Source organism: Bacillus sp. SRB3LM, assembly GCF_015712745.1.
GTDB classification, from domain to species: Bacteria; Bacillota; Bacilli; order Bacillales; family Bacillaceae_G; genus Bacillus_A; species Bacillus_A thuringiensis_K.
Map to the genome: position 1 here is coordinate 26008 of NZ_VWVQ01000076.1, position 19205 is coordinate 45212.

Below are 19205 nucleotides of genomic sequence, written 5' to 3' on the forward strand. Positions count from 1 at the left end.
TGTTTACAAAAATATATAAACTTTAACGTTTGGGCGGAATTTAAATTTATAAATGGAGGGGTTCGTAATGAATCAATTTCAACATGAACTACAAACATTAAACCTTAATGATTATCAAACTGGTAATGTTGTGTATTGGGATCAACAACAAAGTCAATATCCATACTATTACATTCAAGACGATGCACGTCGTTGCGGAGGATGCGGAGGTTGTGGTGGACGCTGTGGCGGTTGTGGCGGTGGTAGATGTGGTGGCTGTGGTGGACGTTGCGTAGGTTGCGCTGGTTGTTTTGGTTGCTTTAATTGCTGGAACTGGTGGATTATTTAAATATATTACATCATTAATATTTTATATGAAAGAAAGGTGTAAACATTGTTTATACTTTTCTTTCATGCTGTAATTTTCGAACGTATTAAGGGGGATTTATTTGTATACATACTATAAGTTGATTTCTTGGGTAGAAAATATTAAAGAAAAAAATCATAGTTCTGCTACAGCACTTTGTATTATAAAAAATAATAAAATCGTACTAGAGCATTATAGTGGTTACCACTCAAATATCTCTACAAGTAAAAAAGTAACCGCGTCATCACAATTCAACGTTGCTTCTGCGAGAAAAAGTTATTTAGGTTTAATGGTAGCATACGCACTTTACGAGGGGAAAATAAACTCTATTGATGATGAAGCGACAAAGTATTTTAAAGACTTTGGTTCTGCATTGCTTGGTAAAACAACGATAAGACATTTAGTAACACATTCGCACGGATTAGAAGAAACGAATGACGGGACAATTTTTCGTGAATTTGAACCGGGACAATCATGGGCATATAGAGATATTAATGTAAGAATGATGACACGTCTTATTTACCAGCTATATAACAAAAGTGTTCCTGAATTGTTAAAGGAGCGTGTGTTTAAACCTGCTAATTTTCAAGAAACAGGTTGGAGAGTTCAGCGAGATGAAAATTTAGTTGACGTTGTTAATAATCCAAATGAAGACGCAATTAGTGAAATTGGTACAGTAGATGACGGTACTGAAAAAAATCTGTTTGTCTCAGCTAGAGAATTTGCTTATTGGGGTAATCTTCATTTAAATCAAGGTGTGATAAACGGTAAACAAATTGTTCCAAAAGAAGTTATAAAAATCGCTACGAGTTTGCAGAGTCCAACATTTATAAACAAAGAGCTACCACAAAATGGGGTGTTTTGGTTCGTCCAAAATGAACCTGCACAATTAAGTGAGCTTGGTGAACGTATTCCAAAAGGGTCGTATCAAATATTAGGGATTACTGGACCGACTATTTTAGTAATACCTGAATATAATGTAGTTGTTGCAAAAATGTATAACAAAAGATATAACTACGGCGGTGATAATTACTTATATTATTTACGTGAATTTAGCAATTTAGTCACTGATACATTTAGTAGCGGTAATAGGGCATAATTAATCCTATAACAAAAAGGAGTGATTGAAAGTGAAAGATAAAGTGAGCAAAAATAAAAAACAAAATATAAAAGATGTAAATACAGAGCAAAATGCAATTTACAGCGATCCTAAAGATGCAGCAAATATGCAAACTGTACCGCAGCCGAAGGATTTCGATGAAATCGAATATTAATTTTTCATCCGACTATATGATGAATGAAAAATACGTCTTAAGTCCCATCACATATAATAAATTATTTGATAACATATATACATAAGCATTTGAAAATGTCTTATCTTAACAAAGCTTTCTTTAGAAACATTCGATATAACCTGCAAAAAGGCACTTCTTTATGAAGTGTCTTTTTGTGTATATGAACTTAATTACCATTTTCCGTACAGTATCTTACAATTTATGATGGATATACTAACTGTGAAAATTCATGTCAAGATAAAAGAAGGGGACAGTTAGTATGAAACAAACTTCTATAAATCCGTTACTAATTGTTCTAGGTACAATCATTGTTCAAATTGGCCTTGGAACAATTTATACATGGAGTTTATTTAATCAACCCCTTGTAAGTAAGTTTGGATGGAATCTTAATTCAGTAGCGATAACTTTCTCCATAACAAGTTTTTCTTTATCATTCTCAACTTTATTTGCAGCAAAATTGCAGAAAAAATTAGGACTTCGGAAACTTATTGCTACTGCAGGAATTGTTTTAGGACTCGGCTTAATACTTAGTTCACAAGTTTCTTCCTTACCACTATTATATTTATTAGCTGGTGTCGTTGTTGGTTATGCGGATGGAACGGCTTATATTACATCACTATCTAATTTAATTAAATGGTTTCCAAATCGGAAAGGGCTTATTTCAGGTATATCTGTATCAGCATATGGAATGGGCAGCTTAATCTTTAGGTATATAAACGGAAATCTTATCGATAACCTTGGTGTATCACAAGCATTCTTATATTGGGGTATTATCGTGTTACTTTTAGTATTAATCGGATCGTTCTTCTTACGAGAGGCAATTGTAAGTAATGCTGTAACTGAAACATTACACAATGACTATACTCCGCGTGAAATGATGCGAACGAAACAAGTATATCTCCTATTTTTTATGTTATTCACCTCGTGTATAGGTGGTTTGTATTTAATAAGTATGGTAAAAGATATCGGCGTACAACTCGTTGGACTTAGCGCAGCAACCGCTGCAAACGCCGTTGCTATGATTGCAATCTTTAATACAGTAGGTAGAATCATTCTTGGGACGTTATCAGATAAAATCGGCCGCATGAAAATTGTCTCTGCAACGTTTATTATTATAGGTTTGTCAGTCTTTACTTTAAGTTTTATTCCGCTAAATTACGGAATCTATTTTGCTTGTGTAGCAAGTGTCGCCTTTTGCTTCGGCGGTAATATAACTATATTCCCAGCTATTGTCGGAGATTTCTTTGGATTAAAAAACCATAGTACAAATTATGGGATTGTCTACCAAGGTTTCGGATTTGGTGCGCTTGCAGGATCATTTATTGGAGCGATACTCGGGGGATTTCAACCAACTTTCATTATAATCGGTGTTTTAAGTGTTATTTCCTTTATTATTTCAATATTAATTCGTCCACCAAATGCAGAAAAGAAAAAGGAACTAAAACATTTACATCGGAAAGTAGCTTAATACTAAAAAGAGTCCTAATATAGGTCTCTTTTTTTGTGTAGAGAGAATAGAGTTATTTAATTTAAAATGAAATGATTTGAGAAGCAATAAAGTTGTTTATTTCTTAATGAACTAAGTAGCAGATACGTAGAATATTCATATTGTTTTATAAAGGAACTAACATGTTGTTAAAAAACATTTAGAAAATTACAGTTAACCAACTTTGTGATGGAACGTGCACTTCATTCATAGACCATTATTTTCTTATAAGTTTACAATGAAAGTAGTTGGCTTATATTGATTACAACCATAATTTCTTCTGTTGTGGCATTCGCTACAACAAATATTGATGACATTTTTATACTGCTTGTTTTATTTTCACAAGTAAGAACAGAAGTAATTAGGAAAGAAGGTAGAGCTGTCCGCGAAAAAGTTATGAGAAAAAAACTTTATATTGTTATTGGACAATATTTTGGGTTTAGTATGATTGTTTTTCTAAGTATCGTTGGGTCTTTAAGCTCTTTTTTCATTCCTGTTTCGTGGATTGGGTTATTAGGATTCGTGCCAATTTATATGGGGGTTAAAGGACTGTTGTCACTTCGTTCTTATAAAAGTAATGAAGTTATCGATAACGTTACTGGTTCATTATTTAAAGTAGCTTCAATTACATTAGCTAATGGAGCTGACAATATTTCGATTTATATACCAATGTTTGCTAGTCAAACTCTTGAAACAAATATCGTTACATTAGTTATCTTTTTTTTCATGATAGCGATATGGTGTTTTATTAGCTACAAATTGCTAAAAGCTCCTATACTAGCTAAAGTACTTGAGAAAAACTGTTATATTATTGTTCCAATTGTTCTAATTGGTTTAGGAATGTTCATTCTTTTTCGCAGTGATACAATTGGACTATTCTCCTAAGGTGTTGAAATAACGGAAGTTTTCATAAAAAAGAATTGAACAATTTTAATATTTTTTTGAGCAATTACATTCATTGAGATTAATTGGATTCTACACAACGTATATAAGTCTTATTACAGATGAAATGTAGTAGGGCTTTTTTATTTTAGTGAAATGAAACAATTGTATTAGTCATCTACGACTATTATTTAGACAGGACATTAGAATTATGAAGTTGAATAGCTATCGTAAAAGGAGTGTGACACTTAAAATGAAAATAGTACAGCAGTGGGTACAAGAAGATAGTGATTACATAAGAGAGAAAGTGATTGAATACAATCAAAAATATCTTGCAGATGAAGAAAAAACCCCTTCAGAGAAGGTTAGTTTCATAGTAAGAAATGAAAAAGAAGAAATCGTAGGTGGGGTAACAGCAATAATTTTTTGGCACCATGTACACGTTGACTTTCTATGGGTTTCTGAAGAATATAGGCATGAAGGCTACGGAAGCAAGTTAATAAAACTTATTGAAGAATTTGCAATTGAAAAAGGGTGTAGGTTAATTAATTTAGATACTTTTAGTTTCCAAGCTCCTGATTTTTATAAGAAACATGGATATAAAGTAATTGGAGTAAGTGAAGATCATCCGAAAGGACATAATCATTATTATTTAGAAAAACGGTTAAAAAGTATATAGAATTTGTTAACGTTAGTATTTGAAATACAAATGCAATAAGGGCGAGGTTAATATTAATTTCAGTATTAATTGAATCAATTTTTATACTAAAACTGCAAGAACGTACTTTGGATAATCTTCCTAAGGTACGTTCTTTTTTTATATCAGTAGCCTATTCTTATTAACTCCAACAATAGTGGTAAAGGCAAGACTTAACTAACTTATATATATTAAAAGGAGTTAATGGTAGAATGAATAGAAGACAGAAAATTCCTTTTATTTAAAATAGAGGAGGTACATATGAAAAAAGTTAATGTTACATACGCGATTTTGTACGATAAAACTAATGAAAAGATCTTAATGGTAAAAAACAAAGGGGAAAATGGTTCTTATTATACATTACCAGGTGGCGCAGTTAAACTAGGAGAAACATTAGAAGAAGCAGTAATTCGAGAAGTAAAAGAAGAAACAGGGTTACATATAAATGTAAACGGGATTTGTTCTATCTGCGAAGCCTTTTTTGAGGAAAGAGATCATCATGCAATTTTCTTTAATTTTCTAGGCGAAATAATCGGCGGAGAGACATATATATCAAGGCCAAAAGAAAGAAACAGTACCTTATTTTTTAAACGGAACAATCGTTCATCAATCTTCATAAAAATATTATCTTATGTAAGGCGGGGAAAACATGGAGTTTATCGTTAATCACAAACAATTCACTCAATCACTTTCAGAAGTCAACAAAGCAATATCAACAAAATCTTTAATTCCTATATTATCTGGTATAAAAATAACTGCAGATCAATCTGGAATTACTTTAATTGCAAGTAACTCGAATATTTTTATTAAAAAATTCATTCCTGTTTCAATTGAAGACGAAAAAATTGCAACTATTTTAAAGGCAGGAACTATTGTTGTACCTGCAAAGTATTTCATTGAAATAATAAAGAAAATGCCAAGTGATATAGCAATAAAAAGTAAGAATGAGCAAATTATTAAGATACAATCAGAAGAAATCACATTAAGTTTAAATGGATTTCCTGCAGATGAGTTTCCGAATGTACCGCTTATAGATAATCATGCAGAAATCAAAGTAGAGACAGAGCAATTGATTGAAGTATTTAAACAAACAGTCTTTGCAGTAGCAAAAAATGAATCTAGACCTGTTCTTACTGGGGTGCATATAGAGTTATCTAATAATAAGTTCATTTGTGCTGCAACTGACTCACATAGACTAGCTATACGCGAAACATTGCTTTCCTCAGATGTAAAAGCAAATTGTATTGTACCAAGCTCAACCATTAGTGAACTTCTAAAATTAATGAACGGCAATTCGGAATTTGTATATATCTACCTTTCAGAGAGTCATATTATATTTACGCTCGGAACAACTACATTATATTCAAGACTAATTGAAGGGAAATATCCTAATATTTCTAACCTTATTCCAAATGACTTTAAAACGATTATTAACATAGATAGAAAAAAGATATTACAAGGTGTAGATCGATCAAGTTTATTAGCAAGTGAATGGGCCAATAACAATGTTAACTTAGAAATCATAAACGAATCTACAATTAAAATTTCTTCAAACGCTTCTCAAATTGGGCAAATATCCGAAACGCAACAGATAGATGCGATTCAAGGTGAAAAACAATTAAATATATCTTTCGATGGGCGTTTTATGGTTGATGCTTTAAGAGCAATAAAAGAAGAAACGATTACTTTAAGCTTTGGCGGTTCTATGAGACCGATATTGATTGAAGCAGGAGAGCAATCTGCAGCAGTACATCTTATATCACCAGTAAGAGCTTATTAGGGATAGAGGAAGTGATTACATTATGTACAAGCAGACTTTTGTTTTATGAAATCATAAATTAATACATTATAAGAATGATGTATTAGTATAGCAAACAGTTTACTAAATCCTACATAATATAATTCAATCATAGACAAAGCAGCAATGGTAATCTGAAATACAAAGCAAAATAATAATAACCTAAATATAAAAGCCATAGATTAATCGATATGGGGTGAGTACGATGAAGAAAATAATTGTTTTACTCATTGGTATAGTTTTAATTATTTTTGCTTTTTATCAATACAACAAAAAAGACTATGCAGCTAAAAGTACTAACTTGTATGTAGAAAACTTTAAAGGGGAAAATGATTCAATAAAAATACAATCTGCTATTAATAAAGCAGAGTCTAGTAAAATTAAAACTGTATTGCTTGATGATAAAAAGTATAAAATCACGTCACCAATCATTGTTAAAAAAGGTGTGAAATTATTATTTGGTTATGGATCCCAATTTGTAGTTGAGGGAAACTTTAGAGTTTTAGAACTAGAGAAAAACGCATCCATTGAAGGAGCGTATATAGCTATTGACGATCCTAAATTTAACTCTGAAGTTATTTATTTAGACGGTAAAAATAAATATTATAACACTTGGAACAAAACACAAATAAAAGATATAAATATTATCAATTGGACGGAAACGAATAAAGGTACCGGAATTTCTTTATACTCTGCTGGAAAAGAAAATGAAATTTCGTTTGTTAACTTCGAAAATATTAAAGTTGTAGGAATGGAAACCGGACTGAAATTAGTAGCGAAAAAACCGAGCACCGGACAAGCTTGGATAAATGCCAATCGTTTTATGAACTTTTCTTTAGAAGACTGTGTAAATATGATTTATATGGATAGTCAAGTAACTACGCCAAATGAAATTAGTGGGAATCAATTTACAAACCTTCAAATACAGCCTTCAAATAAAACAAAAAGCGTTATACAGGTAAGTGGTCAACATAATGAATTTCATGGGATGGTGTGGGATTTAAATAAAATAAAACATGAAAACGAACTCATTGAACTGACTGATAAGAGTATGAATACAGTGGTTGAAATGTCCAGTGTACCAGCAAATAGAGTATTAGATAGTGGGAGATCCAATATAGTAAAATAAGTTTAAATACAGAAAAAAGAGCGAATTCTTTATAAGAGGATTCGCTCTTTTTATGTTTTAAAATTAAATTTCCTTCCACCAAGCTGATAAAGGATAGTCTGTAGATTTTAACGTAATAGATTCGCCAATTTGTGGTGTTGTAATTTTCACTCCTAAACGGTTGGCTTCTTGTGTAACATGTTCTATCGGGTCACTCCATTCGTGTAATGCTAACGTAAAAGCACCCCAATGAATCGGAAGAAGTAATTCTCCTTTAACATCAATATGGGCTTGTACCGTTTCTTCAGGCAACATATGAATAGCAGACCACCTCGGATCATATTGTCCGCATTCCATTAATGTAAGATCGAATGGACCGTATTTATCACCAATTTCCTTAAAGTGAGGGGCATAACCGCTATCACCACTAAAGAAAATTTTAGTCTTTTGACCAAGAATAAGCCATGAACACCATAATGAACAATCTCTATCTGTCATACCACGTCCAGAGAAATGCCTTGCAGGCGCACATACTAACTTAATATTATCAAACGTAATTTCGTCCCACCAATTATGCTCACTAATTTTACTAGGTGAAGCACCCCATTTAATAAGATATTGTGCAACTCCAGTTGGAACATAAAAGTGCTTTGCGCGATCTTTTAACTGCATAATACTTTTGTAATTCAAATGATCATAGTGATTATGAGAAATGATAATCGCATCAATTTCTTGAAGGTCATCACGTTCTAAAGAAAAAGCACCACTATAGCGTTTACTATTAAACAAAGGAAATGGGGAAGAGGCATCTCCAAACATATGGTCTAATAATAGTTTTTTACCTTCTATTTTCAAAAGAGAAGCAGAATGGCCAAACCATGTAACACTCTCAAACGATTCATTATCTTTATTTGATAAAACGATAGGCAAATCCTTTATAGGACGCAGCTTTGATTTCATTTTAAAGTAATCCGTCATTAAACTTATAATATCTTTCGGTTTAAAACTCATATCAGTATGAATTTGATTTGTATATTTCTTATTCATCAGTTCTCCTTTTTACGATTAACAATTTACGTATGTGGTTATTGTAGCTATTTGTAGTTTAAACTATATCATTTTACCTTTCATCATAAATTCGTCAAATTCATTATTCGTATCTATAAAGTACAAATCGCAAAGTGGCAGCTAAAACAAATATTAAGTACATGTTGTAAATTGTTTTTATTTAGTAAATTCCTTCTTATACGCAACGAAGAACATACGTTTCGTTGTGTGTTATAGAAGAAAATATGTCTCTAATAAAAGAAAGGAAGGAGAGGATGTAAGTGCACATAGAGCGAAAAAAGAAATCAAAATGTAAACTATCAAAAGCTGAAATCATTCATATGTATGCAGAAGGGGAAAGTACTTCAGAAATCGCGATGCTTGCTAATGTTTCTGCAAGGTATATTCGTATGGTTCTAACAGACAACAACGTTCCAAGGCGCGCTATAGGGAGCTGGAAGAGAAAGTATGACATAAAAGAAGATTATTTTAAAACTTGGTCAAATAATATGGCTTATATTTTAGGATTTATAGCAGCAGATGGTGTTATACAGAAAGAAAATCAATACAACTATTTTCAAATTGGATTTATAAAGACAAAGATATTTATTTGCATAGAAACATAGAAAATATGAAGTGTTTCAGAAAGAAAGTCTGAGTTTAGATCAATTACAAGATTGAAAATTAAAACAAACTCAAACTGCCGTTAAACAAAGAAAACAAAATTTCCTTGAAGAATATATGAAAAATAAATGTAATGCTACAACTTGTTCAAATTTAGAAATAAGAGAATCGGCTTTCAAACGTTGGCTAAAAAATGATAATTAATTTAAAAGAGATTATGAAAAGATTAAGTTAATTAAAGATAACTTATTAATTGAAATTGAAGCAATTGCTGTAGCAAACTAATTTTAAGAACTTATTCGTAATCATATCAATGCAATTCGTTTAATGCGTTCAGTTAAAACGAATTGCATTTTTTATTGTCTTAAATATAATTTATATCTGGAGACATTATCATCAACAACTCATAAAACAACAACAAATAAGCACACAATCGATTACACAGAATGAATCCGATGAAAAGGGAAGCGTAACAATCTAAACTAACGTATAATAAGTTTATTACTTTTATCCAGTTAACATAATATATATTATAGGAAGTTATAGAAACAAATCGATTACAGGTATCAAAAACCAAGTAAACTATACTTAATGAGACGTAACAGAGATTTTTAGTGAGATTCACATGAAATCTTATCTAAACAAATTTCTTCAGTTTTTATCGTTTTTATTTGTTATAAATTCATCACAGCAAATCTTAATCAATAATCGCTTGAGATTTAACGAATTCAAATCATTTTTGATCGGCAAGAAATTTTTATACAGAAAAATTATTTCTATACAAAATATAAATTAGTGATTTTATTTTATGTTTTACTTAATGAATTGATTGCTATTTGCACACATTTTACAACTTTACATTATTTGTTGTTATTTCTGTTATTTAGGCTTGACTTTCATTACACTCATTGTTTTTTATTCTAGTTAACATAACGTTTATTTTTAATATAAAAAAATCTTCCCTTACCTTCAGGAAGATTTTTTGTTTGCTATTATTTTATTTATATCTTCTAGTAACAATCCCAATTGTAAATGACATTGGAAAAATCTAGATTTAACAGCTCTTCCTTACGTATAAAGAAATTAGCAACACCAGAATCTCCCCACATAATATTTAATGAATCGTCTGTATCGATTTGCAGCAATAATATGTCATGCTGTTGGTATTTTTCTTCCCATTCTCTCGGATCTGTCTGTGTGAAAAATGGATATCCGCCAATTTTATGTCCTTGATCTTTACATAAATCATCATACAGTTCGCCTAATTCTATATTATTTTCTTCATCAACAATTTCTTCCCAATCAATGTTATCACTAAAAATCATTTCAAATCGATAATCTCTTGGTGTTACTGGTTGATATGCCAACTCAAACTTTAGTTTTGCTGCTTCGGGTACGATAAAATTCTCTAAATCTAAAGTGTTTAAATAACTAAAATCAGTAATCACCTTAGTTAAATCCGCTGTGATTGTAGAATGATAAACAATTCGAAAGTCTTTTTGGCTTGTGGGATGATCAAAATCTGCTCCAAAAAGATCTTCTTCAGCACTTATGAAAAACTGTAACATTCCATGTTGAGGCATATGTTCAATGTTTGGTATTTCTTCAAGGTTTAACTGCGCAAGTAGCATCATAGGTTGTCCGTTTGAGTCTTTAGGATGCTCTTGATCTATAGGTAAATACGGATAACCACCAAACTTACTTTCAAAAAGGGTTGTCTCTGCTAATGTTCCAGACACTTTAACATACGGTTTCACACTTTCTTCTAAAATACTACGATACTGTTCTAGTTCTTTCGGAATTTGAAGTTGATACGTATTCTTCACTACATTTGCCTCCCTTTAGTAATAAATTGAAAATGCCTAACTTAATTATATAGCAAGCGATAGCTTAATTGAAAATCGTTAAAAATCCATTTTCACCCTCATTTTTTGCGCGCTTGGTGGACAAAGTAAATTATGCTCTAAAACCTTTTTATTGATAGTTCGAATTAATTCCGCTGCTTCTGCCGTATTTGTATTTTCTTTTAGCTTTTCTTTTAAATCATCAATTTCCTTTGAAAGCTCAATCCACCTAGGTAATACATGATTATTTTTCAAAGTTCTATACAGTTGCTTTTCAGGATTGTACGAAAGATCTTTATCTAGATTTAGAGGTTTCTCCTTATCAGGTAAATTATCAAAAGACCCTTTCTTTTTTGCTTCTTTTACGATAGAACTAATATGGTCCTCATACGTAAATGTCCAAACTTTCTCATCTTTTACTAAAATCTCTTGCTTTTTTAGTTTTTTATCTAGTTCTTCTTGATTCATAGAATCTCTCCTCTTTACATTTTATAGTAGCGTTTTTGTACGTTTCAATGCTTTCAATCCATCAAATAACTTTTCTCGCCACCAAATACCGTCATATCCGCCTTGAAACTCTTCATAAGTAATCTGGATACTCTTTTTCTTTTAAAGCTTTATACAGGCGTCTATTAGCCGTTAAAAGAGGTTTGTTTTCGAGTTCTCCTGCTGCAATATAAAAATGAGGTTGAGTCGCATTTAAATCTATAGATGAAATTTGATTTTCATAACCATCCTTTTTCCAATGCACGGATCCAGACATTGACAACACGTTTCCGAAAACATGTGGATTTTAAAGCGCTGCATAAAAAGCTGCTAGGTCACCAAGACTGAAACCAGCAATTGTTGTATGATTCCTTTCTTGATAAACGTGATACTTAGATTGAATCCACGGAAGTAATTCCTTTGTTAAAAATGTATTCATTTTATCGTTATAAGTTAGCTCTTCTAATCGATCAACAGGATCTATAGCAACAGCAATGCAAGATGGGATTTCTTTTTCGTAAATTAAATAATTAAGTGTTTTTTCAATTGAAAGGCTCTGAATGAATGAATTCCCATCAAATACAATGAGAAGTTCTTGAAGATGTGAAGTGTGAGAATAATCATGAGGCGTATAAATATGAATTTTGCGTGTGTTATTTAAAAATGTATTTCGATTAAATTGGTCTATTTCGTACTGTTCACTACGCTTTATCCAATCATTTTCGAAAACATCGTTTACTGAAAAATAGTACGTTGAAATAAAACTCTTATCCGTCCTAAACGTTACATACCAAATATCTGTCTGTAACAATCGTTGTAATTGATTTACAGACAAATCCCAACCAGGAAAACTACCGAATACATAAACGTTTTCAGTGTTTTGATCCCCTAACCATATATACGTTATAAGCTTATACTGATTATCTGCAGGGCATTGTTCTATTAGTGGCGTGTGATTTGACTTTATTTCATGCAAAAAAGTATAAAGAGCTTTTTCGTTTCCATTCTTTAATTGATTTTTAAGCTTCTCTAACTTAGGACTGATTATTGTAGTCACCTCTCTTCCTCCTTTGTAGTATTCTATATGTAGTTTTTTTCATTAGAATCCCTATATAAAAGTAGTCGTAAGTTATTTGTTTAGCGAAGTTATTTATTAGAAAAATAATCAATTGCCTGAATAGAAAGTTCCAACGATTTTATTCTTCTTTCTAAAAGCGTTCTTTGAGGACTACCAAGCTTTGACTTAACGTAAATCTTTTCAATTGATGGAAGCAAACCAATCAGAACATTACGAGCTTCTGCTAAATCTTCCTGAGTATAATTATGAGTTTCTTGCTTCCAAACACTTTCTAACATAGCTAAGCCGATACTAGCTGCTTTGAGTCTTTTTTTCACTAAAGTAGTATTTGATCCTTTTTGAGTCATCTGTGATAAGGCATTTTCAAGTTTACTAATTGTTGACTGTAAAGATTTTATTGATTCTACTTTATCTATATTTGATACGTTTTTCATGTTAATGTTATCCCTTCTACGTTGCTAACTTGTTTTGTTTAATGTTCAATGAAATCCTTAAAAGCTTGATTTCACTCGAAATATTTTAACATAAATAACTAACTGTATTCGAGTTGGACAATAACTTAAAGCAAAACAGCTATTCCTCTCTCCTCCCCTGCATCATTCTATTATGTGTACTTCTTTCTTCTCGTTAGAATTCCTATATAAACTAGTTGTTAATATTGAATGTTTTATGAACAAAAAAACGTACAAGTAATGTAACCTGTACGTTTTCGCTTTTATTCAGTAAGGTAATAAAGTAATAGCTTCCTGGTCTTCTCATAACTTATGAAATCTCTATATAAAATGGGATAATTCACAATTTCTGTTTCTAGAAAACGATATTGCGGAAACCACTCAAAAAACGATTTTCTTAACCACTTTATTTGTTGAAACGTAATGTTCTGTTCGTTTCCATTTAGTATAGAATTTAAAGTAGCTGCTGTATGCATCCAATAATGATTAAAATCAGCGTTTATACAATCATCTTCGGTAAATTTACTTTTTAGGTCTCGTTGCAATTTTGCTGTAGCACGATAAGAAAACGGTTTATTCAGTGGACTATGCATTTTCTGCAATTCTTTAAAAATAATTCGTTTTCCTAACTTCAACTTTCTCCTCCTTTATTTCTCTATCCAATTTAATAAGTTTTCATAATGGTATTTAGCATCTGTATAGCCAAGATTATATAAATTAATGAGTTTTTCTTTATTTCTTTCTATTCCGCTTATTGGAAGTTGTACGCTAGGCTGAATGATATAAAAGTTATCTTTTTGTCCTATTTGATTCATATAAGATATTGTCTCATTATAAAAACGATAATGGTCTACTAAATTCTCTGCGATTTTTGGATATTTTCTATATAGAATTTTAACTAGTCCAGAAAATTTATTTCGCTGCTTCTCATATCCTTCTGGCTTTGTCATAATTACAACGTTCTTTTCATAACCATCAGTTTGAGCTTTTAAAACCGGTATAGGATCTATAATTCCTCCATCTAGCAATTTTCGATTATCATACTCTACAGCAGGCGCTATAAACGGCACTGAGCTGGATGCACGGATGATTTTTAAAATTTCATTTCCATGTTCTTTTTTATTATAATAAACAGCTTGTCCTGATTCGCAATCAGTCGTCCCTATAACAAATTGTTCATTACAGTTTAAGAAAGTTTGAAAATCAAATGGAACAATTTTATTAGGTACTTCATCAAATAAAAAGTCCATCCCAAATAATTCACGTTTTCGAATTAAGTTTCGGTAAGATATATACCTGTAATCTGATACTAGCTCTGTATTTACTTTCTTATTTCTCCCTTTTTGACGCGCCAAATAGGTTGCTCCCATACAGGCGCCAGCTGATACGCCGACTACATACGGAAAGAATAAGTTCTTTTCCATGAAATATTCGAGTACACCTGCAGTATATAAACCTTTCATTCCTCCGCCCTCTAATACTAAACCGGTATTCTTCATGCTATATCCCTCTGCTTCTTTTTTCTTAATTCCATATTAGCATAAGATTTTAAGATGAGGTTATATAAACTAATTACAACAATAACCAGAAACTACTAAAGTAAAGTCATAATATCTTTGAGAGTAACATGTTACAATATAAGTAATTCATTCCACATATATTAAAGGAGGAATTTAATATGGGGTTATTTAGCGGTATTTTAGGAAATGCATCAAATACGAGTTCTGAAAGTGTAGAACGTGATTTAGAGAAGATTATGCTAGACGATGAAAAAGTAGAGCATGCTTATAAATTAATTCGTGATCTAATCGTATTTACAAATCGTCGTCTTATTTTAGTAGATAAACAAGGAGTAACTGGCAAAAAAACAGAATACCATTCTATTCCTTATAAAAGTATTACACAATATAGCATCGAAACGGCTGGGCATTTTGATTTAGATGCAGAACTTAAAATTTGGGTATCTAGTATGGAGGATCCAATTACGAAAGAATTTAAAGGTGACGATAGTATTTTAAGCATTCAAAAAGCGTTAGTAACCTTTACGACAAAGTAGTGGTTTTTGTATTTTTATTCATTTCAAAAATTACTAACCCGAGTATTTTGGAAGAATATACATTATTTTTGTATATTTAATCTTAAATAATGTAGAAAGGTAAAGCGTATTTTGTATGCTTTACCTTTCTTTTTTGTAATAAACAAGTGTAGTTTTATCATTTAATTCCTTTTTAGCTTCTGTTCTTTTATACTCCATCTTTTCATACAAAAAAACAATTTTTCTCTTCTTCTAAAATAGTAGCAAGTTCCCAGCTCGTTGCTTCAGGAAACATTTCCTCAATTAATGTAAGTACCTTTTGGGCAATTCCTTTTCCTTGATAACTCGGGTGAATAAACATTGGACTGATCCAAAATTTAGAGGGTGTTTCTTTTTGTGAAATGCATATCGCTCCAACAAGATTCATAGCCACTATTATTTTATAGAAGCCACCGTCTACATGATTTATTCTACAAATAGTTTTTTCGATAGTTTCATTTGCTGGATTTGTTTCATAGTCTTTATATTTATGTAATAAAGAGCTAAATGAGTCTATTTGCATTTGAAATATAACTTCTGCATCAGTTTCTGTCGCCTTCTCTAATATAATCTCCATGTTACCAATTTAGACGCTTTCTTAAAGAAGTAATATGAGCGGTATGGTGACGACCATGCCATGCGTATAGTCCTATTGCAACAGCAAGTTTTGTTTCACCAGTTTCAGGATGGTTAAATGTCTTTTCTAAATCTTCAATTTTTAGAGAATATAACAGGTTAACCCATCTTTTATGTAATGAATCTAGCATTACTAGTGAAACATCTACCGGTAATTTTGAATCGGGTAACTCTGCCCACTTCTCTTCTTTATACGGCTTAATAGTTGGATTCTTTTCTGTCAGTGCTAATTTAAAGCGTATGTAGCTATTCATATGGCTATCAACGACGTGATGAACTACTTGACGTACAGTCCAACCTCCAACGCGATATGGTGTATCTAACTGCTTCTGATCTAAATCTTTAATTGCCTTTGTTAGTTCATTAGGTAAATCTTCAATTTCTTGAATCCATGTATCAATCATTTCTGCAGTTATAGGACGTTTGTATGTAAATTGGCCAATTGGATAACGTAAATCATTCATGAATAAGTCCTCCTTATTATAAGCGCGAAGTATTTCTCCAAATATAGTGTACAAACTTCACATGTTCTCCATGTAATTCTACAGATGTTACATCTGATTCGTTTTGATAAGAAGAAAATCCGCTTTTTTCTAGTACAATTTGTGATGCGAGATTATTAGTCGTTGTTTTAGCATGAACTTCAGTAATTTCATTATTTTTCGCTACATCTAAAATTAATTTTACGGCTGCTGTTGCAACTCCTTTTTTAGTAAATTTTTCTCCGACCCGATACCCTAGCGAACTAATTCGAGTTTCTGTATCTATATCTACTAAATTGATTCGTCCTACAATTTCTTTTTCTTCATTACGAATTAAATAAAAATAAGAATTTCCATCCACCTGTTCTATTAATAAATCGTCTAGTAGTTTTTGGAAATATTCAAATTCAAAATATTTTGAGCCACGATTTGGTACCATTGTTTCAAAAAAAGATTTATTTGTAAGTTCAAACGTATATAAATCCTTAGCATCTTGTTTCTTTAGTTGCTCTATGTATATTTCCATCCCGTATTCTCCTTCTTGATTTACTAAATGTTATACATTCTTTTTTAATCAATTATATTCCTGCTATTTCTTTCGATTAAGTAATACAGTTAGTAGCACTTTCGGATGAAAAAGATGAAATGGACTACGAATTAAATTCATCACTCGTACTAACCGAATATAAACATCAGAATTACTTGCAGATAGTCGATATATTTGTTTCGTATACCATAGCTGAAATTTTTGTTTTGTAGTTAATTCTCTCTTTAGTTGCGGGTGACGTGAAATTTCTGTTGTTGTCATATCCCAAGGGGTTTCTATTATAGTAGCTGCCTTTTTATAAAATTGTTGTGTAAATGTTTTATCAAGTTGTTTTCTATCTTGCAAAAGTAATTGCAATTGGTGAGCCTCCATAGCAGCAACTGAAATACCTTGGCCGAAAACGGGATCAAAACGACATTGCGCATCTCCAACAACTAATAATCCTTCTGGTACATTATTCACTAAATCAAATCGCCGGCGTACTTGATAAGGAATTTTGTATGTCTTTATATCAGTAATTCCCTCAGCCTTATTTAGGAAATCTGTAACATTAGAAATTGATAGGTTTTCAGCAAAATCATAAAACTCATCATCTGTTTGTGGTGCTTTCTCATTTGCGTATCCACTAAAAGTAACAAAATAACGATTATCTTCTATCGTTTGAATAAGAACACCATAAGGGTTATCAGGGAAACTCGGAGACATTAGCATGTTACAACAGTCTAACTCCTCATTTTCTTTAAGTTTGAACATTTTCGTTGCGTAAAATAAATCAATACGAACTTTCTCTTCTTTTACTTCAATTTCGTATTCTCGTAGCCACTCTATACTTTTCGAGCCAAATCCACTCGCATCAACTACAAGATCCGCATGAACTTCTTCTTGTGTGTCTGTCTCTAAATATTTAACTTTTACTCCACACACTTTGTTAAGCTTTGCATCTACCAATAACCCTTTAACCAATGTTCCATATTTAATAGTAATATTTGAAATTTGATGTATTCGTTTTTGAATATGCCATTCTAGCAAAGGACGACTTTGTTGAATCATATGTATTTCCCCTATGAACGGTTGTTTCCATAGACCGAATTGATTCCATTTCAAATCACGCGTAAAGTTGTTTATAATACTACCCGCTTCTATTAATTCATTCGTAATATTAGGAAACAATTCCTCAATTGCGATTTCTCCACCTTTTAATAACACATGAGGATGATTACTTTGTGGAACTCTTTTTATCGAAGACTTTCCATCCCATCTTTCACCAGCTTCTATAATGATTACTTCTTTAAAAGAAGTTGATAATGCTTTTGCTGCAAACTTTCCTGCCATGCTTCCACCAATAACGATAGCCTTATTAAACATATTTTCCCCCTTAATAAAAAGAGATCCTGCCTTGTATGAATGAAACAGGATCTTAAACTAATTAACTTCTTTATCATTATACTTAAAATACATCAGTAAATTGCAACATTAAAATTAAAATACCTAATCCCCATACGTAATACGCGAATACTTTTAAGGAGTGACGTTTTAAATATTGAATCATCCATGAAACAGCTATATATCCAAAAAACGCTGCTGATAACGTTCCGACAATTAAAGATGTACTAGAAATAGATTCTGCTTTCCCTTGAAAAACGTCTACAAATTGCAAAATGATAGCTCCGACAATCGCTGGCGTTGATAATAAGAAAGAAAAGTAAGCAGCAGTTTCGCGGTCCAACTTCCTCCATAATGCAGCGACGATTGTCATTCCAGAACGAGAAATTGCCGGAAAAATAGCAGCCGCTTGAAATGAACCGATAATAAATGCATCTTTATATGTAATGTCGTCCATTTTTTTACGACCATTCTTTTGTTTATCCGCCAAGTAGAGAAAGAATCCTGTCACTAAAAACTCCCAACCAATTGTAATACCTGTTTTTGAAATATCCTCAAAAAAATCTTTAAACAACAATCCGATTACAACTGCGGGTATCGTTCCGACAATAAGTAGCAGCATTAATTTTGAAAATGGATTTTTAATTAAATATATAAATTCTTTTTTGTAATAAATAAACACCGCAAGTAAAGTCCCAATATGCAGCATCGTATCTAAAAATAAGCCAGCCTCATCTAATCGGAACAAATGCCTTCCTAAATAAAGATGTCCGGTACTACTGATTGGTAAAAATTCTGTTAAACCTTGAATTATACCTAGTATGAAAGCTTCTAACCAATTCATGATGGTCTCCTTTCTCTTTTGCTTGTACCAATATATGAGGGTTAAATTTTCGATATGAAAAAAACTATATTTCTCTATGAATTTACTTTTCATTTA

19 protein-coding genes and 4 pseudogenes are annotated in these 19205 nt (G+C 31.7%); 11 read left to right on the top strand and 12 right to left on the bottom strand.

Features of this window, described 5'->3' with window-relative positions; all coding sequences use genetic code 11:
- Positions 1-67: 67 nt before the first annotated feature.
- The 9 genes and pseudogenes from F3I02_RS21280 to F3I02_RS21320 all read left to right on the top strand — a co-directional run bounded on the left by F3I02_RS21280 (position 68) and on the right by F3I02_RS21320 (position 7633).
- Positions 68-328: a heterocycloanthracin/sonorensin family bacteriocin gene (locus F3I02_RS21280; RefSeq protein WP_001071342.1), complete on the top strand. Its 261-nt coding sequence runs from the start codon at positions 68-70 to the stop codon at positions 326-328.
- A 100-nt stretch (positions 329-428) separates the two neighbouring features.
- Positions 429-1445: a serine hydrolase domain-containing protein gene (locus F3I02_RS21285; protein ID WP_196478403.1), complete on the top strand. Its 1017-nt coding sequence runs from the start codon at positions 429-431 to the stop codon at positions 1443-1445.
- Between the two features lie 31 nt (positions 1446-1476).
- Complete coding sequence (locus F3I02_RS21290; RefSeq protein ID WP_000653685.1) at positions 1477-1620, top strand: hypothetical protein; 144 nt, start codon at positions 1477-1479, stop codon at positions 1618-1620.
- A gap of 280 nt (positions 1621-1900) precedes the next feature.
- The gene (locus F3I02_RS21295; RefSeq protein ID WP_196478404.1) at positions 1901-3109 is read left to right on the top strand and encodes an L-lactate MFS transporter; all 1209 of its coding nucleotides are present in this window, start codon (positions 1901-1903) and stop codon (positions 3107-3109) included.
- A gap of 276 nt (positions 3110-3385) precedes the next feature.
- Complete coding sequence (locus F3I02_RS21300; protein ID WP_000633412.1) at positions 3386-4012, top strand: cadmium resistance transporter; 627 nt, start codon at positions 3386-3388, stop codon at positions 4010-4012.
- Between the two features lie 250 nt (positions 4013-4262).
- Positions 4263-4688: a GNAT family N-acetyltransferase gene (locus tag F3I02_RS21305; protein ID WP_000706900.1), complete on the top strand. Its 426-nt coding sequence runs from the start codon at positions 4263-4265 to the stop codon at positions 4686-4688.
- A gap of 279 nt (positions 4689-4967) precedes the next feature.
- A pseudogene (locus tag F3I02_RS21310) lies at positions 4968-5325 on the top strand (NUDIX hydrolase).
- Between the two features lie 30 nt (positions 5326-5355).
- Entirely contained in the window at positions 5356-6486 is a 1131-nt protein-coding gene (dnaN, locus tag F3I02_RS21315) for a DNA polymerase III subunit beta (RefSeq protein ID WP_000394492.1), read from the top strand.
- Between the two features lie 223 nt (positions 6487-6709).
- On the top strand, positions 6710-7633 hold the full coding sequence (locus F3I02_RS21320; RefSeq protein WP_000721072.1) for a hypothetical protein: 924 nt from the start codon (positions 6710-6712) through the stop codon (positions 7631-7633).
- Positions 7634-7696: 63 nt separating this feature from the next.
- Here the strand turns inward: F3I02_RS21320 and F3I02_RS21325 are convergent, their stop codons facing one another.
- Positions 7697-8659 (bottom strand): MBL fold metallo-hydrolase, encoded by a 963-nt coding sequence (locus tag F3I02_RS21325; RefSeq protein ID WP_196478405.1) that lies wholly within the window; start codon positions 8657-8659, stop codon positions 7697-7699.
- Positions 8660-8940: 281 nt separating this feature from the next.
- Here F3I02_RS21325 and F3I02_RS34110 point away from each other — a divergent pair.
- Positions 8941-9487 (top strand): annotated as a pseudogene (locus F3I02_RS34110) (hypothetical protein).
- Between the two features lie 806 nt (positions 9488-10293).
- On the opposite strand, the gene F3I02_RS21335 reads toward F3I02_RS34110, so the two are convergent.
- The 6 genes and pseudogenes from F3I02_RS21335 to F3I02_RS21360 form a co-directional block, all read right to left on the bottom strand.
- The gene (locus F3I02_RS21335; protein WP_000799805.1) at positions 10294-11109 is read right to left on the bottom strand and encodes a YwqG family protein; all 816 of its coding nucleotides are present in this window, start codon (positions 11107-11109) and stop codon (positions 10294-10296) included.
- A 78-nt stretch (positions 11110-11187) separates the two neighbouring features.
- Entirely contained in the window at positions 11188-11595 is a 408-nt protein-coding gene (locus tag F3I02_RS21340; protein ID WP_230876880.1) for a DnaJ family domain-containing protein, read from the bottom strand.
- 21 nt (positions 11596-11616) lie between these two features.
- Positions 11617-12670, bottom strand: a pseudogene (locus tag F3I02_RS21345) (alpha/beta hydrolase-fold protein).
- 89 nt (positions 12671-12759) lie between these two features.
- Positions 12760-13125, bottom strand: coding sequence for a hypothetical protein (locus F3I02_RS21350; protein WP_000800306.1), 366 nt, complete (start codon positions 13123-13125; stop codon positions 12760-12762).
- A gap of 281 nt (positions 13126-13406) precedes the next feature.
- Positions 13407-13778: a YxiJ-like family protein gene (locus F3I02_RS21355; protein WP_000765938.1), complete on the bottom strand. Its 372-nt coding sequence runs from the start codon at positions 13776-13778 to the stop codon at positions 13407-13409.
- A 12-nt stretch (positions 13779-13790) separates the two neighbouring features.
- A complete protein-coding gene (locus F3I02_RS21360) occupies positions 13791-14642 on the bottom strand; it encodes a patatin-like phospholipase family protein (protein WP_000799070.1) in 852 nt (283 codons plus the stop codon).
- A gap of 179 nt (positions 14643-14821) precedes the next feature.
- On the opposite strand from F3I02_RS21360, the gene F3I02_RS21365 reads away from it, so the two are divergent.
- Entirely contained in the window at positions 14822-15199 is a 378-nt protein-coding gene (locus tag F3I02_RS21365; protein WP_000522472.1) for a PH domain-containing protein, read from the top strand.
- Between the two features lie 120 nt (positions 15200-15319).
- Here the strand turns inward: F3I02_RS21365 and F3I02_RS21370 are convergent.
- The 5 genes and pseudogenes from F3I02_RS21370 to F3I02_RS21390 all read right to left on the bottom strand — a co-directional run bounded on the left by F3I02_RS21370 (position 15320) and on the right by F3I02_RS21390 (position 19109).
- Positions 15320-15794 (bottom strand): annotated as a pseudogene (locus tag F3I02_RS21370) (GNAT family N-acetyltransferase).
- A 1-nt stretch (position 15795) separates the two neighbouring features.
- Positions 15796-16317 carry a YfiT family bacillithiol transferase gene (locus F3I02_RS21375; RefSeq protein WP_000999057.1) on the bottom strand — a complete coding sequence of 174 codons (522 nt, stop codon included), beginning with the start codon at positions 16315-16317 and terminating at the stop codon, positions 15796-15798.
- 16 nt (positions 16318-16333) lie between these two features.
- Positions 16334-16861 carry a GNAT family N-acetyltransferase gene (locus F3I02_RS21380; RefSeq protein WP_000409248.1) on the bottom strand — a complete coding sequence of 176 codons (528 nt, stop codon included), beginning with the start codon at positions 16859-16861 and terminating at the stop codon, positions 16334-16336.
- 63 nt (positions 16862-16924) lie between these two features.
- Positions 16925-18247, bottom strand: coding sequence for an FAD-dependent oxidoreductase (locus tag F3I02_RS21385; RefSeq protein ID WP_196478407.1), 1323 nt, complete (start codon positions 18245-18247; stop codon positions 16925-16927).
- An 82-nt stretch (positions 18248-18329) separates the two neighbouring features.
- Positions 18330-19109 (bottom strand): undecaprenyl-diphosphate phosphatase, encoded by a 780-nt coding sequence (locus F3I02_RS21390; RefSeq protein WP_001104297.1) that lies wholly within the window; start codon positions 19107-19109, stop codon positions 18330-18332.
- Between the last annotated feature and the right edge of the window lie 96 nt (positions 19110-19205).

Coding starts and splice junctions, on each gene's coding strand:
- F3I02_RS21360 (WP_000799070.1), bottom strand. CDS start 14,642: ATGAAGAATACCGGTTTAGTATTAGAGGGCGGAGGAATGAAAGGTTTA.
- F3I02_RS21375 (WP_000999057.1), bottom strand. CDS start 16,317: ATGAATGATTTACGTTATCCAATTGGCCAATTTACATACAAACGTCCT.
- F3I02_RS21295 (WP_196478404.1), top strand. CDS start 1,901: ATGAAACAAACTTCTATAAATCCGTTACTAATTGTTCTAGGTACAATC.
- F3I02_RS21305 (WP_000706900.1), top strand. CDS start 4,263: ATGAAAATAGTACAGCAGTGGGTACAAGAAGATAGTGATTACATAAGA.
- dnaN (WP_000394492.1), top strand. CDS start 5,356: ATGGAGTTTATCGTTAATCACAAACAATTCACTCAATCACTTTCAGAA.
- F3I02_RS21280 (WP_001071342.1), top strand. CDS start 68: ATGAATCAATTTCAACATGAACTACAAACATTAAACCTTAATGATTAT.
- F3I02_RS21385 (WP_196478407.1), bottom strand. CDS start 18,247: ATGTTTAATAAGGCTATCGTTATTGGTGGAAGCATGGCAGGAAAGTTT.
- F3I02_RS21325 (WP_196478405.1), bottom strand. CDS start 8,659: ATGAATAAGAAATATACAAATCAAATTCATACTGATATGAGTTTTAAA.
- F3I02_RS21380 (WP_000409248.1), bottom strand. CDS start 16,861: ATGGAAATATACATAGAGCAACTAAAGAAACAAGATGCTAAGGATTTA.
- F3I02_RS21320 (WP_000721072.1), top strand. CDS start 6,710: ATGAAGAAAATAATTGTTTTACTCATTGGTATAGTTTTAATTATTTTT.
- F3I02_RS21390 (WP_001104297.1), bottom strand. CDS start 19,109: ATGAATTGGTTAGAAGCTTTCATACTAGGTATAATTCAAGGTTTAACA.
- F3I02_RS21350 (WP_000800306.1), bottom strand. CDS start 13,125: ATGAAAAACGTATCAAATATAGATAAAGTAGAATCAATAAAATCTTTA.
- F3I02_RS21340 (WP_230876880.1), bottom strand. CDS start 11,595: ATGAATCAAGAAGAACTAGATAAAAAACTAAAAAAGCAAGAGATTTTA.
- F3I02_RS21365 (WP_000522472.1), top strand. CDS start 14,822: ATGGGGTTATTTAGCGGTATTTTAGGAAATGCATCAAATACGAGTTCT.